Source organism: Bacillus sp. Medicinal_06 (assembly GCF_056711665.1).
Genome location: NZ_JBWYHD010000006.1, coordinates 38,522 through 53,560, shown reverse-complemented (window position 1 = coordinate 53,560; position 15,039 = coordinate 38,522). Strand labels below are relative to the sequence as shown.

The 15,039-nt window shown below is 37.4% G+C and carries 17 protein-coding genes; 7 read left to right on the top strand and 10 right to left on the bottom strand.

Annotation, left to right across the window (positions count from 1 at the left end; translation table 11 throughout):
* Nucleotides 1–5 precede the first annotated feature (5 nt).
* From AC1M36_RS15830 to AC1M36_RS15815, 4 genes are read right to left on the bottom strand one after another with little or no spacing between them, the layout of a single operon-like run.
* Nucleotides 6–818: an HAD family hydrolase gene (locus AC1M36_RS15830; protein WP_336453446.1), complete on the bottom strand. Its 813-nt coding sequence runs from the start codon at nt 816–818 to the stop codon at nt 6–8.
* Nucleotides 815–1,933, bottom strand: a complete 1,119-nt coding sequence (locus tag AC1M36_RS15825) for a cysteine protease StiP family protein (protein WP_336453447.1) — start codon at nt 1,931–1,933, stop codon at nt 815–817. The genes AC1M36_RS15830 and AC1M36_RS15825 overlap by 4 nt, the downstream gene beginning before the upstream one ends.
* Complete coding sequence (locus AC1M36_RS15820; RefSeq protein ID WP_336453448.1) at nt 1,930–3,318, bottom strand: phosphoribosyltransferase family protein; 1,389 nt, start codon at nt 3,316–3,318, stop codon at nt 1,930–1,932. Before AC1M36_RS15820 ends, AC1M36_RS15825 begins: the two co-directional genes overlap by 4 nt.
* Complete coding sequence (locus tag AC1M36_RS15815; RefSeq protein ID WP_336453449.1) at nt 3,245–4,459, bottom strand: HpcH/HpaI aldolase/citrate lyase family protein; 1,215 nt, start codon at nt 4,457–4,459, stop codon at nt 3,245–3,247. Before AC1M36_RS15815 ends, AC1M36_RS15820 begins: the two co-directional genes overlap by 74 nt.
* Nucleotides 4,460–4,622: 163 nt before the next feature.
* On the opposite strand from AC1M36_RS15815, the gene AC1M36_RS15810 reads away from it, so the two are divergent.
* On the top strand, nt 4,623–5,096 hold the full coding sequence (locus AC1M36_RS15810) for a GNAT family N-acetyltransferase (protein WP_336453450.1): 474 nt from the start codon (nt 4,623–4,625) through the stop codon (nt 5,094–5,096).
* 73 nt (nt 5,097–5,169) lie between these two features.
* Here AC1M36_RS15810 and AC1M36_RS15805 read toward each other — a convergent pair whose 3' ends face one another.
* Nucleotides 5,170–5,661, bottom strand: coding sequence for a phosphatidylglycerophosphatase A family protein (locus AC1M36_RS15805; protein ID WP_336453451.1), 492 nt, complete (start codon nt 5,659–5,661; stop codon nt 5,170–5,172).
* Nucleotides 5,662–5,780: 119 nt separating this feature from the next.
* Between AC1M36_RS15805 and yutH the strand changes: the two genes are divergently transcribed.
* Nucleotides 5,781–6,782: a spore coat putative kinase YutH gene (gene yutH / locus AC1M36_RS15800; RefSeq protein WP_336453452.1), complete on the top strand. Its 1,002-nt coding sequence runs from the start codon at nt 5,781–5,783 to the stop codon at nt 6,780–6,782.
* Between the two features lie 212 nt (nt 6,783–6,994).
* On the opposite strand, the gene AC1M36_RS15795 is transcribed toward yutH, so the two are convergent.
* Entirely contained in the window at nt 6,995–7,231 is a 237-nt protein-coding gene (locus tag AC1M36_RS15795) for a NifU family protein (protein ID WP_000431179.1), read from the bottom strand.
* Between the two features lie 208 nt (nt 7,232–7,439).
* Here AC1M36_RS15795 and AC1M36_RS15790 point away from each other — a divergent pair, with 208 nt between their 5' ends.
* Nucleotides 7,440–7,748, top strand: coding sequence for a YuzD family protein (locus AC1M36_RS15790; protein WP_336453453.1), 309 nt, complete (start codon nt 7,440–7,442; stop codon nt 7,746–7,748).
* A gap of 90 nt (nt 7,749–7,838) precedes the next feature.
* On the top strand, nt 7,839–8,639 hold the full coding sequence (locus tag AC1M36_RS15785; RefSeq protein WP_336453454.1) for a nucleotidyltransferase domain-containing protein: 801 nt from the start codon (nt 7,839–7,841) through the stop codon (nt 8,637–8,639).
* 350 nt (nt 8,640–8,989) lie between these two features.
* On the opposite strand, the gene AC1M36_RS15780 is transcribed toward AC1M36_RS15785, so the two are convergent.
* From AC1M36_RS15780 to AC1M36_RS15765, 4 genes are all read right to left on the bottom strand, one after another.
* The gene (locus AC1M36_RS15780; protein WP_336453455.1) at nt 8,990–9,148 is read right to left on the bottom strand and encodes a YqbF domain-containing protein; all 159 of its coding nucleotides are present in this window, start codon (nt 9,146–9,148) and stop codon (nt 8,990–8,992) included.
* 80 nt (nt 9,149–9,228) lie between these two features.
* The gene (locus tag AC1M36_RS15775; RefSeq protein WP_336453500.1) at nt 9,229–10,017 is read right to left on the bottom strand and encodes an ABC transporter permease; all 789 of its coding nucleotides are present in this window, start codon (nt 10,015–10,017) and stop codon (nt 9,229–9,231) included.
* Nucleotides 10,001–10,660 carry an ABC transporter ATP-binding protein gene (locus AC1M36_RS15770; protein ID WP_336453456.1) on the bottom strand — a complete coding sequence of 220 codons (660 nt, stop codon included), beginning with the start codon at nt 10,658–10,660 and terminating at the stop codon, nt 10,001–10,003. The genes AC1M36_RS15775 and AC1M36_RS15770 overlap by 17 nt, the downstream gene beginning before the upstream one ends.
* An 88-nt stretch (nt 10,661–10,748) precedes the next feature.
* Complete coding sequence (locus tag AC1M36_RS15765; RefSeq protein ID WP_336453457.1) at nt 10,749–11,819, bottom strand: NAD(P)/FAD-dependent oxidoreductase; 1,071 nt, start codon at nt 11,817–11,819, stop codon at nt 10,749–10,751.
* A gap of 484 nt (nt 11,820–12,303) precedes the next feature.
* Between AC1M36_RS15765 and AC1M36_RS15760 the strand changes: the two genes are divergently transcribed.
* From AC1M36_RS15760 to dapF, 3 genes are all read left to right on the top strand, one after another.
* Nucleotides 12,304–12,543: a YuzB family protein gene (locus tag AC1M36_RS15760; protein WP_017150175.1), complete on the top strand. Its 240-nt coding sequence runs from the start codon at nt 12,304–12,306 to the stop codon at nt 12,541–12,543.
* A 106-nt stretch (nt 12,544–12,649) separates the two neighbouring features.
* Nucleotides 12,650–13,876, top strand: coding sequence for a NupC/NupG family nucleoside CNT transporter (locus AC1M36_RS15755; protein ID WP_336453458.1), 1,227 nt, complete (start codon nt 12,650–12,652; stop codon nt 13,874–13,876).
* Nucleotides 13,877–14,133: 257 nt separating this feature from the next.
* Nucleotides 14,134–14,994: a diaminopimelate epimerase gene (gene dapF, locus AC1M36_RS15750; RefSeq protein ID WP_479846029.1), complete on the top strand. Its 861-nt coding sequence runs from the start codon at nt 14,134–14,136 to the stop codon at nt 14,992–14,994.
* The last annotated feature ends 45 nt before the right edge of the window (nt 14,995–15,039 follow it).

The following is a 15,039-nucleotide window of genomic DNA, read 5'->3' as shown; positions in this document are numbered from 1 at the left end:
TCAATTTAGGTAGTAGGAAGAGAATGATGAATCATTTGGAGTGCTTTATCCACAATTTCCTCCGCTGCATATATACCAATTTCATTTGTTCTTTCGATGTGAGGTAATAAACTTCTTTGATTTGTTTCGAGTTCACCGTGAAGAGGGGCAATTGCATGATTCGCCCTTTCTAACATACATAAATCAAGTAAGGAATCTCCAGCAGTAATTACGGTTTTTACTTGCAGTTTTTCTTGTATATACTGAACGGCATCCCATTTGTTCACAGGTTTTGGCACAAAATATAATTTTCTGCCTTGCAAAGAATGAGCCCATCCTTGTTTATTGAGCCAAGTGGTGAATGAATGTAATTCGTCGTATGGAATATTGTCACGCTTAATGATGCAGTAGTGAAATAAATCATCAGCTGTTTTTTGTGAAATGACCCATTCTTCATGAGCGATATTTTGAAATTCTGTTAGAACATCTTCTTTTTCCATGCATGCTGCTAATCGCTCCGTTTGTATGTTTTTCCAAGTAGCATCTAATTTACCGTTATGAAGGATATTGCCTCCGTTGCTTGTAATCGCATATTCCGGAATGACCTCTGTTTGAAATAGTGTGATGCGCTGAAACTGTTCAATTGTTCGTGTTGTAACTGGGATGAATTGTGCTTGTAATTGTAGTTCTTTTAATAAAGAGATGGTTTTGTGTGTAATAAAAGAGATCTCTTTCCCGTCTAACGTTTCGATAAGTTGAATGTGTTCATCTTCTATAGAAGTACGAAATGCTTTACGTGAATAAATAAGTGTTTGATCAAGGTCACTTGCAAAAATCATGAGGTTTTCCTCCCGAGAGGTTTAATTAGTCCGCAGCACGAGTATGTCATATCCTTATAGAGTTTTACTGGTACGTTTTTTTCTTTTGCAAGAAGTAAAATGTGTTGTAGGTCTGGATTGTTTTTGTCACGAATTAGAATTTTCCAAGGCATTCGCCTTAGTAAACCACGCGTTGTTTCTCCAACGCCTGGTTTAATTAGATTTATATTTTCTATTCCAAAATGCTTTTGAATAGAGGTGATGTCTTGCATACCTTGCCAAGAAGGCTCGGTATAGGTAGCGATAACATGCTCTAGTTGCTTTGTTACGTCAGCGCTAATAGAAGGGAATAACGCTGCGATTTCTTCAATAAAGAAATGAGATAAATCTTCTGTTTCGAGTTCTTTATAATATTTGGCGCCGTGAAAATCATTTGAATCAATATAAGCTTCATTTAAAACTGTACGACTAATTAATCCTGATACGGTTGCGTTTAAACAAGCGCTTGGAATGAGGAAATCTTCTCGCGTTCCATATATGGAAGTACAATGACCTGGATCAGCAAGCACTGCCATACAGTCTGAAATATATTCATGATTCTTTTCGTTAAATGTATGTACAGCTTGGCGCAGTTCTTTCTTTATGGCACCTTTCCCAGTCCAGCCATCAATGAACTGAATCGTTTGATTTGGATGCTGCTGTAAAATATAGTGAAGTGCATTCTCATCAATGCCGCGCCCTCGAATAATAGAAACGCAATAATGCGGCAAATCGAGATGATATTGGTAACGAATATATCGTTTTATTAAAACGCCAATTGGTGTACCGGCTCTTGCGAGTGAGACGAGTACAAGATTCTTTCCTTTCGTCTTTATAATTTGCTCAGCTACTACGCCGATAGCAACAGCTAGCTTACGCTTGTATTGCTCGAGGGAAGCAAAAAATAAATCCATATAAGCTTTAGATGGCTTATATTCAATCGGAAGCATTTCAGAGTAGTGTGTGCCCGATTGAATGGCTTGTTCTCTGTCTTCTGTTGTACTTTCTTCTATAACATCACTAATATCTTTTAATAGAAAAATAGCATCTTCTTTCGCATAACTACCGATAAGCTGTAATGTTTTGACTTTGGTCATATTTTTTCACCATCGCTTTCTACTAAGCTGCTAAATGAGACGATATGAACGAGCGGAATAACAGTTTGTAATTGTGTAAGAAGAGGCTGGAACGCATCTTCTTGTAAATCACGCTCTATAAAAAGAAAGACTTCATCGTAGTCTCCAGGCTGGATGTTATAAAAATAATTTGTAACTGCTTTGTCTTCAGGGCTTTCATAGGAAAAACGACTATGAATAGCATAACGTGTATCACCTACGTAAGGATGAATCGGACTCCGTGTTGTTGATTGATAGGAAATGTTTTCTCCCATTTCAGCAGCAATACGCATTGGAAGATACATAAATTCACCGGTTCCTAAGCAGAGTGTCTGTTGACCTTTTCGTTTTTTCTTTAAAGCATGGCCATTCTGTTTAGCAAAAGAGTGGATATGCTTTTGATCATCAGATGAAATGCCAAAGCGCCCTGTGTAGTGTATGTAGCTGATATCATGCCAGAGAGAGGTATACGGTAAAGTAGGGCATGGCAGTATATGTTTTTCTATCTTAGATTCTATTGATTTATCAACCATTTCACCATGTGAAGAGGAAGTAACAATCGGACTACCGATTACGTCAATGGAACCGCTTAATAGAGAAATCACATGAATCGTAATATCAAGATCTTGCTCGAGCTCTGTGAATTGTTTTCGATGTGCATCTGAGCGCCAATCTAATAAAGAAGCAACAATATATTCTTTTCTTGGGAACTTTTCTTGAATGGATCTGATGATATTTAGCGCGGTTTTTCCTGTTGTCATTTCGTCATCCACAAGGACGATAGGCTGTTCATTTAGGAAATAGCTTTTGTCCACATAACAACGATGAGATGTTGCGTGAGAATGTTCTTCTTCAAATGTAATGACGGAATCGATTTGTGAGATCGTCTCCCTTGTTGTATGAACGTATTTTGCATTTTGAAAACATTGAAACATAGCGTGTCCTAATGCTGTAGCTGTTTCAGCGAATCCGATAAATAAAACTTCTTTTTCTAAAGGAAATTGATATTGAAGAATCGCCTCTAGTTCATTACCGGTGCTATCTTTAGAAGAAATCAGATTGAGAATTTCTTTTTGATACGGATGATTTGTACGATGTAGCACCTCCATATATCTTGCAGCAAGAGTGCAGCCTCCAGTTAAAGAGATTGCAGGTGGAATGGGAAGATGTTTCCCTAAAATGGTGCTCACAAATAAAAAACCACGCTTCTTATTGATTCTTGCAGCCATTTGAAATAGCTGATCTAGTGATAATAAATATGGATTATCTCGTACATCGATATGAACTGTTATTTTATTTAAAATGTGGTACGTGTACGTTTTGCTTTGATTTTTCGGTAAGGAGATCGATGAAAGTTTGTTCTTCATGTAGCACCCCGTAAATATTAGATTTCAGAAGTGTTTTACGCGCCCAATTATAATGTGGCTTCACTTCATTCATTTTGTTAGAAAAGTTGCTTTTCATTACGCCGTTATACGTCTTTGCAGATTCGAAAATAGCTTTTGCATCTAAATAGTCCTCTAATGTTACAACATGCATAGCTTGTATGAGTTTAATGTGAGAAGGATGAATGACCGTTTTTCCAATTAATCCATTTGCCTGATCGAGTAAAACTTCGTGAATTAAGCCATCTTCATAGCGATGAAGCATGTCCTCACGCATTGTAAGCCCAGCGCTTCCGAATGATTCACGAAACGGTGTTTGCCGGAGCTGTGGTTTGAGTACGCGCTGATTATTTCCGAAGTACTCCCACACCGGTCCAGATATAACATATTCATCTGCTGACCTAGAAAAAATATTGATAATATCAGAAATACAATCACGAATAATTGAAATGTCATAAATCGTCGTATCCTTGTTACGGCGAATGCCGAATATGCCAGAAAAGTCGGTGGCGCCGATTCGGACATTCAAAATGAAATCACGGTATGAATCTAGGATGGATTTAATTGATAACAATGCCTTGATACGACTTTCTTTATAAATAATTTCAGGAGATTCTAAAATAGGCATCCCATACAGTGAAAGCGAATGTTGTTCGTTTATATGTCTTAGTACATCGATATAAGATATTCCGTTAGAAGGCGTGAACTTTGGAAAGACAAAACCGCTTATACAATGAATGGCATTGCCTAGTTCGTGAACGAGTGAGTGCATTTGTTTTGGTTCACGAATCCGGATAAAGAGAAGTGGTATATTTGATGGATGAAGCTTTCCCGCATGAATCATATAAGCCAGTAGTTGCATTTGTATGACGACGTTTTCCTCAGCAAGTTTCACTTCTCCATCACTAATGGAGTCTTCTAAACAAATTACAATCGACATTGTATCTTCATGCTTTTTTCTAACGATGTCCTCTGCAATGGTCCTTTTTGTTCCAGGTGTATATAGGGTAGCTCCTAATGCGTAAGCTAATTGGTCTTTTGCGATATCCTTTGAAAAGATAATTGGTTCTTGGTAGAAAAGTTTTTGTTTTTCTTCAAGGGATAGATAGGAAAAATACTGCATGTTGCCACCACCTTATTTTGAATGGTTAATTTAATCGTAACACGATAGAAAAAATTTACAATTTTGTATTTTAAAAATTTGCAAACTTTTCAAAAATGGAAGGTGAATTTCGGGATTCATGTAGAACTTTGTTAGTAAGTAGTTTTAGAAAGGAAGAAGAGAGATGGATATACACAAACTAACAGGGGCAGAAGCAAAAGAAATCAATACATGGCAGTATGAAGAACCATATTCGTTATACAGCTTTTCGGGAAGTAAAGAGGTAATAGAGGAACTATTAGATGGAACATACTATGGCTGCTGTAATGAACATGGAGAACTAATTGGCTACTTTTGTTTTGGAGAAAATGCACAAGTTCCAGGAGGAAGGGCTGCGAAGTTATACGTAGGAAAAGATACCGTGGATATTGGGCTTGGTATGAAGCCAGGGCTAACAGGGAAAGGGATGGGGAAGTCTTTCTTTCAAACAGGACTAGCGTTTTCCGTAAGTAAATTTCAGGCTAAAAAGATACGTTTAAGTGTAGCAACTTTTAATAAACGTGCAATTAAGTTATATAGAAATATTGGTTTTCAAGCAGGTCCAACTTTCATGAGCAGAGGAAGAGAGTTTGTACTGATGGAATATGATTTGGAGTAAGTATATCGGCCTTCGGTGAAATATAACATAAAAAAGGCTGTCAGCATGAAACTGACAGCCTGCATATGCGATCTTATTCCGCATGCTCAGCGCGATGAGCCAAGCGACTAGATGCAGCGGCAGCAATTGCGCCCACAATATCATCAAGGAATGTATGAACTTTTCCAGATGATTTATCATTTAAGTATTCTAAAATACCTGGCTTTAATTTATCGATGTATCCAAAGTTTGTGAAACCGATAGATCCATACACGTTTACAATTGAAAGTGCGATTACTTCATCGACTCCATATAAACCTTCATCACGTTTTACGATATCTTGTAATGGTTTGCTTAACAGTCCTTTTTCAGCAAGGACGTCTAATTCGATTCCTGTAATGAGTGCATTTTGTACTTCCCGTTTGGATAGTACACGTTCTACATTGTAACGACATTCGGACATCTCTAATTTTGGATGGTATTTTTTTTGAAGAAAATGAACAAGCTCCGCAATATCATCGATTGTTACACCACGCTCTTGTAGTAGTTGTAATGCTCTTTCTTGTAGTTGATTTGATTCTTTCATGTTATCACCTTTTTTTCTTTTTATTATTTGTATACGTTTTGTTGCTTTATCATGTGCATAGGAATGAAAGGCGAGCACAAGCTCATATATATATAGAAAAACCATAGGTGGCGACTATGATGATTCAGCATATTTATGAGCATTATCAAATGCATGTCAAAGAATTAATCCCCCTTGGCCCCTATAAAAGCTTTTGGATTCGCAATAAAATTTATGTACTTCTTCCAATTGGGAATATGGAGGAAGATGTACTTGTTGAAATGAAAAAATTAAGCGATTATATGAACCAGCAAGGGGATATTACTGTTGCGACTTTTGTTCCGACAGTGCACGGTTACTATGTAAGTGAGCTAGAAGAAAAAAATTACTGTTTATTAAAAGGTATGCGTTTGCTCGATCGACATGCTACTTCGTTAGGTAGCGAGCTTTCTTTATTCCATAAACGAGGCGCCTTTTTTCCTGAAGAAATAGAACAATTAAGTCGCATTGGTGAATGGAAGTCATTATGGGAAAAAAGGCTGGATCAATTAGAGAAGTTTTGGCAATCACAACTTATGAATCAGCCGTCAGATGTATTCGATCAACTATTTATGGAGTCTTTTCCGTATTATTTAGGCATTGCTGAAAATGCAATTCAATATGTTGTGGATACAGAAATAGATGATACACCTCAGCTTGCTGATGCGGCAACAATTTGCCAAGAACGCTTCACTCCTTTATTATGGCAGCAAACGAATAAATTAAAAATTCCCATCGATTGGGTATATGATCATCCAAGTAGAGATTTGGCAGAATGGATTCGCTATGTATCGATGGAAAAGAAGAAAGGCTGGGAACAAACAATTTTTCAGTTTGTAACGGATTATCAGAAAAATTATCCACTTTCTTCTTTTGGGTGGCGTCTTCTCTTTGCGCGTCTTCTCTTTCCGCTTCGCTACTTTGAAACGGTAGAACAGTACTATCTGACCGCAGATGAAGAACAAAAAAGCATGTATCGAGATCACTTAGAAGACATTTTACACGATGTGAACCGTTCAGAGCAATTTATGAAGAATTTTTATGAATTCCTTCGTTTACCTATCGACAAGCTAGGAATTCGAAAATTGGATTGGTTATCTTAATAGAAATTTATAAAAAAGAGACCAATTGTGGTCTCTTTTTTATAAATATTTAGTGAAAGTGGTTCTAAGCGAGCCGCTTCCGCTTTTAGAGATATCTAGCTCCAGCGGCTAGAATGTTCGGTGGCTTCGCTTCTTCCGCCGAGGCAAAAAACGCCTCTATGTCAGAAACTCCATCCCCCTCACATTCTAAGCGAGCCGCTTCCGCTTTTAGATTAAAATACTTGTTCTACTTCGATAACGCCTGGTACTTCTTCAAGTAGTGCGCGTTCGATACCAGCTTTTAGTGTAATTGTAGAACTTGGGCAGCTACCGCATGCTCCCATAAGGCGTAGTTTTACAATACCTTCTTCAATATCTACTAACTCAACGTCACCGCCATCACGAAGTAAGAACGGGCGTAATTTATCTAATACTTCTAGTACTTGTTCTTGCATATTTGGGTTTTCCATTTTTATCGACTCCTTTCATCCATTTTATTATAATCAAGATACAGGGGAAAATCTATTTTTTCTGTTCTTGTTTTATTGTCAAAATATTGTATCATGTTTACAACGTGTTTTTTCAGTATAGGGGACAAGAATTGAACTTGTAAAGAGATGTGCTTATGAGGGAAGTCCCCAGAGGGTACTGTTAGAACAGGGAAATGGGGGAGAAACGATGGTAAATGTTCAAGTATATGGGGCGAAAGTAATTTGTGCGAGCTGCGTTGGAATGCCGTCTTCGGCCGAAACATTTGAATGGCTACAAGCGGCAATTGGTCGCAAATATGAAGGACAAGATGATAAATTCAAGTTTGAATACATTGATATTCAAGAAGAGCAAGAAGATGCTGAGAAGCAAGCTTTTGCAGAGCGTGTAATTGAAGAAGATTTATTTTATCCTGTTGTTCTTGTAAACGGTGAAATCGTTGGAGAAGGAAATCCTCGTTTGAAGGACGTATACGAGGAAATTGAGAAATATTTATAATACAAAAGCCTTTGTGATTGCAAAGGCTTTTCTTACAAATTCATATGGAAAAAATAGTTATTAAAGGTAATTTTATTAAGGGGGATGTATGTGGAGGGTGTAGTGAAACAGGAGTTACCAGAAGAAGTAAAGGACCTAATGGAGCAATATGTGAATGGACTACAAGACATTTTTTTAAATGAACAATTAGTAGGGGTATATGTATACGGTTCAATTGCTCTAGGGGCATTTCATTTGGGTACGAGTGATGTTGATTTTGTAACGGTAACGAGAGAGACAGTCAGTGAATTTGAGAAGTTGCAAATAGGTGATTTACATAAAAAATTGAGTGAAAGTAAGCTCGGAGGACGGATGGACGGTATGTATATCCCACTTGCTGATTTAGGGAAGCAAAACCAAGAGATGCCGCAGTATGTCTATTGTGCTGACGGGAAAGTTAACGTAGGTCACTGGGATGTGAATGCTGTGACATGGTGGACACTGAAGAACCGTGGAATTACTGTGACTGGAGAAGAAGCAAGTGAACTTCTGTTTGAGGCCCCATGGAGTAAGGTTGTAGAAACGATGAAATATAACGTAGAGCAGTACTGGAGTGAAAAGGCGTCAAAACCATACTTGTTTCTAATTGAAGAATGGGTAGAATCAGCTGTTGTCACAATGGGGCGTATTTTATATACATTAGAGCATAAAACAATTGTTTCAAAAGATGAGGGATTACAATATATGATGGAATCGTCCTCTGGGAAATGGATGCCTTTGTTACAAGAGGTAGAACGGATACGTCATAATCAAGGAAAGAAACGAACGATTTCCATTTGGAAACGGGCAGATATGACGAAGAAGTATCTGCTTAGTGGGATAGAGGAGTGCCGGAGGAAGTGGGAAGGATAAAAAAAGCGTCAATACTAGAAATAGTATCGACGCTTTTTTTATTGGATTCTACTTTTGGTATAAAATGAGCAGAACGAAACCTTTATAAAGTGAAACTTCCATCAGTGGTGGTTTTACTGCCTGTGAATGCGGGGGAAATACAAATTGATTTATTTTAAATGAAGTAAAATTTTAACTTAGTGTAAAACATGATGAAACTATAAGTATTTTAATATATTTAATAGAAAAACATAATATAAAAATTATAAGGGATGAAATATTAAGACCTCTGCAGTAGTTACTATAGAGGTCTGTTTGTAGAGAAAGTAATTTATTGATCCTAAACCTACACACTACTTAGCTACTCACTATTACGCGGTGGAAGTATCCTCATCTTTACGTACTTCGAAAAACTCATTTTTGCATAGGTATTTAAAAATCCTTTGTGTAACTTGTTCTTCTTGATCTAATAAGAAGCGATGATCAAAAGCATAGAAGGATTGTCCTTTAACTAATTTAACATAATACATTATGCATACCTCCGTTATTGAACGATACAAATTTAAAGATTTATTACTATGATATCCATAATTTGGATTGAAATACTTAACTATTTTTCCATCTCTTTCAATTGACACCGTTTATTAAAGAATGTTTTATACCCAAGTTGTAAAAAGATAATGACAGAAAAAGCTGTACTTCCAGAAATACCAAGTATAATTGCAATTTGATATTGAATAGCGGTAAACGGTGAAACACCTGATAAAATTTGCCCTGTCATCATACCTGGGAGGCTAATGATTCCCATTCCGACCATGGAATTAATTGTTGGCAAAATAGCTGAATCGAAAGCATCTCTTACAAGGGGGGCAGCTGCTTGTTTTGGAGTGGCCCCAAGCATAAGTGCTCCTTCAATCTGCTCGCGCCTTGATTTCATGTTGTTTAAGAATGTATTCGCACCGAGGGATATACCGGTCATCGCATTCCCGATAAGCATTCCGGCGATTGGAACGATATATTGCGGAGCATACCAAGGGTCGTGTCCAATAATGACAAAGATAAATAATAAAAGAGGCCCAATTGATCCCGCAATCATTGAGAGTGCGGCCACACGTTTCAATTCTTTTGACATAGGGATGTTTACTCGTTTATAAATGTTAAAAATAGCAAATGTCGTAATAGAAGTAATGATAGCAATTGTATAAAATGGATTGCTATTTTCAAATATGTATGTAAGTACGTATGCAACAAGTACAAGTTGAATAGTCATGCGTAATGTAGCAATCGTAATTTGTTTTTCACGAGGTATTCCTTTTAGTTTTACAAGTCCGATTAAAATGATAATGAAAATATATGCTGCAGCAAGTTGCCAAATTTGTAGTTCAATAACGCCCTTCAAGTGCGTGCACTTCCTTTCTAATAGCACCTTTAGCTTTACTAATTTCAATAATGTCATCTGCGATTTCTTCTGGGAGACTTTGTGAATGGGTAATAAAGATAACGGTTTTCTTTTTTTGTTTCGCAATGGCAGAAAACTGTTTCATGACGCGCCTCTCTGTATCAGCATCTAATGCAGAAGTTGGCTCATCTAATAAATAAACAGGTGGGTCCATAAGTAAAACACGAGCTAAGGAGAGTCTTTGTTTTTCACCACCAGATAGTGAAGAGGCGGTACTTGTTACATCTTTTTCTAAGTTTACAATTGTTAGTGCTTTTTGAAGTGCTTTATTAGGTGGAAAAGGTTTCTCTGAAAAGCGAAGTCCCATTAACAAATTATCTTTTATTGTTCCATCAAAGATAGGTGGTGTTTGACCTAGCATAACAATTTCACGGCGTAATTGAATAGGTGGATAAGACGAAATAGAAGTCCCATTATATTCAATTTCACCGGCTGTTGGTGATTGTAAATCATTAAGCATGCGAAGTAATGTACTTTTTCCGCTGCCACTTTCACCGATAATGCAGGTGATTTTTTCTTTGTGAATCTCTAAGTAAGGAACGTGCAGGATATCTTTATATATTACATTTTTTAATAGAAACATAATTTTCTCCTTTCTGATTCTATTCATATCGTATCAAAAAAGGAGAAAAATAGAAAAAAACAAGAGCAACCTGCCCTTGTTTTTTTTCTTAACCATTATGATATTTATACATCCAAAGAATACCGGACTTTAAAAGTCTAGGTACACGTCCCATTAATGGTTGATTTGCTAATAGTCCGAATCCGTGTTTCTTACCGAGAGAACCGAGAACACCTTTTAATTTAATAACAGGTAGTTCATCAGGAAGTGTTTCATTGTTCCAACGTTTTAATAATATTTGGACAATTTGTTCACCTTGTCCTTCGGCAAGTTGTGCAGATGGTGCGTGCGGTAAGGATGCGCAATCACCTACAACATAAACATGCTCATTATTCGGAATATTATGATATTTTGTTAATACAACCCGTCCACTACTATCTTGTTCAACTGGAAGGTTTCGAACAACTTCATTTGCTTGAATACCAGCTGTCCATACGATTGCATCACATTCAAGCGGTTCATCATGGTTGTACACAATGTTTGGCTCTACTTTTGTAATGTTAGAGTTTCGTATAATTGTAACATTATGCTTTACGAACCATTCTTCTACGTATCTACTTAATTTTTCTGGGAAAGGGAATAAAATGCGATCCTTTCGATCAAATAAGTAAATTTTCAAATCAGAACGACTTTCCCGAAGTTCACTTGCCACTTCAACGCCACTTAATCCAGCACCGACAACTGCAACTGTTGCGTTAGGTTCTAAACTGTTTAATTGTTCGTATGTTTTACGTGTTTGCTCAATAGATTGCAGGCTATGTGTATATTCTTTTGCACCTGGAACATCGTGATATTTGTCTTCACAGCCAAGTCCGATAATTAAATCATCATATTGAATTTCTTCACCGCCATCGAGATGGACGACTTTGTTTTCAAGATCAACATTTGTTACGGTACCGTATTGAATGTTGAGACGCGGGTGCTCTGGAAACGGAATGCGAATATGCGTTTCTGAAATTGTGCCCGCTACTAATGCATAATATTCTGTTTTAAAACAGTGGTATGGTACTTTGTCGATTAATGTCACTTGGACATCATCTGGAAGTTGATTGTTTGGCAGAAGCCGTTGCAGAATTCTCATCCCACCGTAGCCACCACCTAGTAATACGAGGTGTTTCATGATGGATTACCCCTTTTCTGTTGAAATATCCCCTAATCATACAATTATATATTGAAAAAATATTTTGACTTTACTCACTCAAATTATATCGAATTTGTGAACAAATAACAATGCATGAATGTGTACTCTGTTGTACAATAAGAAGAAAAGTGAGCAAACTGTTTCAATTAAGTTATGTAGTTGACATAAACTTCTTCTTTTGGGGTGGAGAGCGTCCGCTGATGGATAGAAGCGGTCGTTAGTGCCTTTTTTTGTCCCCATGCCACATGAAAGCAGAAGGAGGAAATAAGTAGAGGTCTTTTTCTGTTTTCATAGCAGTGATTTGTATGCTGAGAAATCGAAGTGAATTGATATAACGAAGATCTTTTAGTTTGAAATGAAACAGTGAAGCAACTAAATATTTTAGCAAGTGTAATGAAAACAACAAGAAACAGCTTAGTTTTCTTATTATAGATTCATTTTTAGAGATACAGGGGGGAGCATTTTGATTAAACCATTAATCGAATTTTGTGTAGGTAATCTTGCAAGTGGCTCACAAGCAGCACTAGAGAAATTAGAAAAAGATCCGAATTTAGATGTTATGGAGTATGGCTGCTTAGGGTATTGTGGTATTTGTTTTGAAGGACCTTTTGCACTTGTAAACGGAGAAGTTGTGCAGGGGGCAACAGTAGAAGAACTTGTGAAAAATGTATATGATTACTTAGATGAAAATCCAATGTTTTAAGGCGTTGCAAATGAGCAACGTCTTTTTTTATGCCATCTATTCTATTAGAGTAAAAATTCTTTCGAAGGAAATGCTAACAAAGAATTTGAATCTTTGAGGTGACAAAATGAATATTATTTGGGGACTCGCTGGAATTATCGTTATTCTTCTGATTGGATATTTACTTTCAAATAATAGAAGAGCGATCTCGGCACGTACTATATTTGGCGGACTTGCCATTCAATTATTATTTGGCTTTATCGTGCTAGAGTGGAATGTAGGACGAATGGTTTTAGAGAAGGTGACACAGTTCGTCCAAAGAATTATGGATTTTGCGAATGCCGGTATTTTATTTTTATTTGGCAGCTTAGGGGATCCGACGAAGATGGCTGGATTTGTATTTGCGTTTCGTGTACTGCCAATTTTAATTTTTTTATCATCAGTTATTGCTGTTTTATATTATTTAGGAATTATGCAATGGGTCGTTCGAATTATCGGTGGGGCACTAGCAAAGTTGTTAGGTACAAGTCAATCTGAATCGCTATCTGCTACAGCAAACATCTTTTTAGGACAGACAGAAGCACCCCTTGTAATTCGTCCATACATGCCGCGTCTGACGAAATCAGAGCTATTTGCAGTTATGGTCGGAGGCTTAGCGTCTGTATCTGGATCAACTCTTTTTGGATATGCTGCGCTTGGCGTACCGCTTCAATATTTGTTAGCTGCGAGTGTTATGGCGGCACCAGCAGGACTTATTATGGCGAAACTATTATTTCCGGAAACAGAAAAGCCAGAAGTACATAAGGCACATGAGGAAGACACAAAAGATGATGACCAAAAGCCAGCTAATGTTATTGATGCAGCTGCACGTGGGGCTGCAGATGGATTATCACTTGCTTTAAATGTTGGGGCAATGTTAATTGCATTTATTGCAATCATTGCACTGTTAAATGGAATTGTTGGTGGAATCGGTGGTCTTTTCGGTTATCCCAATTTGTCACTACAACTCATACTAGGTTATATTTTTTCACCGCTTGCTTTTGTTATTGGTGTACCGTGGACAGAAGCGATTACAGCAGGAAGTTTTATTGGAGAAAAGTTAATTTTAAATGAGTTTGTAGCGTTTACTGATTTTGCTCCTCAAATGGGGAATCTTTCAGAAAAAACGACGGCAATGATTACATTTGCTCTTTGTGGATTTGCTAATTTATCTTCGGTGGCTATTTTACTTGGTGGACTTGGAGGAATGGCACCGACGCGTCGTAGTGATATTGCTAAATTTGGATTAAAGTCGATTGTAGCAGGGACACTCGCCAATTTATTAAGTGCTGCGATAGCAGGGATGTTTGTATAAAGTAGAATTTTAACCAGTGGGCTTCAGTGCACTGATTATTAGTTCTCACTAATTGGTCTGCCCGTGAATAGCGCGATAAAATAAAAAAAGGCCCTTTCCGAGAAGGGCTTTTTTCTTACACGATTTGTGTAAGAACGGCTCTTATATAAAAGCCATCAAAATGTTGTCAAATATGAGAAACGGGGGACGTTCTTATTGTGTTCCAAAAGCATGCATTTTATACTTAAAACAACAAATTTTTTTTGGAGTGAATGAGGATGAAACAATTTTCTTTTACAAAAATGCATGGTCTTGGAAATAGTTATATATATGTAAATATGTTTGAAGAACAAATTCCAGAGGAAGAGCTAGCTCTTGTGGCGGAAAAGGTTTCGAATATCAATACTGGCATTGGAGCAGATGGCATGATTTTAATTTGTCCATCGGAAATAGCGCCAGTAAAAATGCGTATGTTTAATAACGATGGTTCAGAAGGGAAAAGTTGCGGGAACGGACTGCGCTGCGTAGCGAAATATGCGTATGAGCATAAACTAGTAGAAGAAACTGTTTTTACAATTGAAACATTAGCTGGAATTGTAACAGCGGAAGTAACAGTAGAAGGTGATATTGTTACATTAGTGAAAATTGATATGGGAGCGCCTCGTTTAACTCGTGCAGAGTTGCCGATGCTTGGTGAAGGGGAAACACCATTCATTCGTGAAGATTTCTTATATAATAATCACCGCTATGTCTTTACAGGTGTTTCAATGGGAAATCCGCATGCGGTTATTTTTGTTGATGATGTGGAAGAAGCGCCGCTTACAACATTAGGACCGGTGCTTGAGACACATGAAATGTTCCCAGAACGAGTGAATGTTGAATTCATTGAAATTGTAAATGACAATGAAATGAATTTCCGTGTTTGGGAACGCGGGTCAGGCGTGACGCAGGCATGTGGAACAGGGGCATGTGCAGCAGTTGTGGCAGCAGTGTTAAATGAAAAAATGAAGCGCGGCGAAGAAATTACGGTTCATCTAGCAGGCGGCGATTTAATGATTGCCTGGACAGAAGAAGGGAACGTTTTGATGAAAGGTCCAGCAGAAGTAATTTGCCGCGGAGTGTATGAGTACAAGATATAAGCGTAAAGATGTATAATAGAACGAGAGAAGAAAGGAAGGTGGATT

Bases quoted from the DNA above. Each gene is read 5' to 3' on its own strand.
- yutH (WP_336453452.1), top strand. From the start codon at position 5,781: ATGATTCAGCATATTTATGAGCATTATCAAATGCATGTCAAAGAATTA.
- AC1M36_RS15790 (WP_336453453.1), top strand. From the start codon at position 7,440: ATGGTAAATGTTCAAGTATATGGGGCGAAAGTAATTTGTGCGAGCTGC.
- dapF (WP_479846029.1), top strand. From the start codon at position 14,134: ATGAAACAATTTTCTTTTACAAAAATGCATGGTCTTGGAAATAGTTAT.
- AC1M36_RS15810 (WP_336453450.1), top strand. From the start codon at position 4,623: ATGGATATACACAAACTAACAGGGGCAGAAGCAAAAGAAATCAATACA.
- AC1M36_RS15825 (WP_336453447.1), bottom strand. From the start codon at position 1,933: ATGACCAAAGTCAAAACATTACAGCTTATCGGTAGTTATGCGAAAGAA.
- AC1M36_RS15795 (WP_000431179.1), bottom strand. From the start codon at position 7,231: ATGGAAAACCCAAATATGCAAGAACAAGTACTAGAAGTATTAGATAAA.
- AC1M36_RS15765 (WP_336453457.1), bottom strand. From the start codon at position 11,819: ATGAAACACCTCGTATTACTAGGTGGTGGCTACGGTGGGATGAGAATT.
- AC1M36_RS15820 (WP_336453448.1), bottom strand. From the start codon at position 3,318: ATGAAGAACAAACTTTCATCGATCTCCTTACCGAAAAATCAAAGCAAA.
- AC1M36_RS15815 (WP_336453449.1), bottom strand. From the start codon at position 4,459: ATGCAGTATTTTTCCTATCTATCCCTTGAAGAAAAACAAAAACTTTTC.
- AC1M36_RS15805 (WP_336453451.1), bottom strand. From the start codon at position 5,661: ATGAAAGAATCAAATCAACTACAAGAAAGAGCATTACAACTACTACAA.
- AC1M36_RS15755 (WP_336453458.1), top strand. From the start codon at position 12,650: ATGAATATTATTTGGGGACTCGCTGGAATTATCGTTATTCTTCTGATT.
- AC1M36_RS15830 (WP_336453446.1), bottom strand. From the start codon at position 818: ATGATTTTTGCAAGTGACCTTGATCAAACACTTATTTATTCACGTAAA.
- AC1M36_RS15770 (WP_336453456.1), bottom strand. From the start codon at position 10,660: ATGTTTCTATTAAAAAATGTAATATATAAAGATATCCTGCACGTTCCT.
- AC1M36_RS15780 (WP_336453455.1), bottom strand. From the start codon at position 9,148: ATGTATTATGTTAAATTAGTTAAAGGACAATCCTTCTATGCTTTTGAT.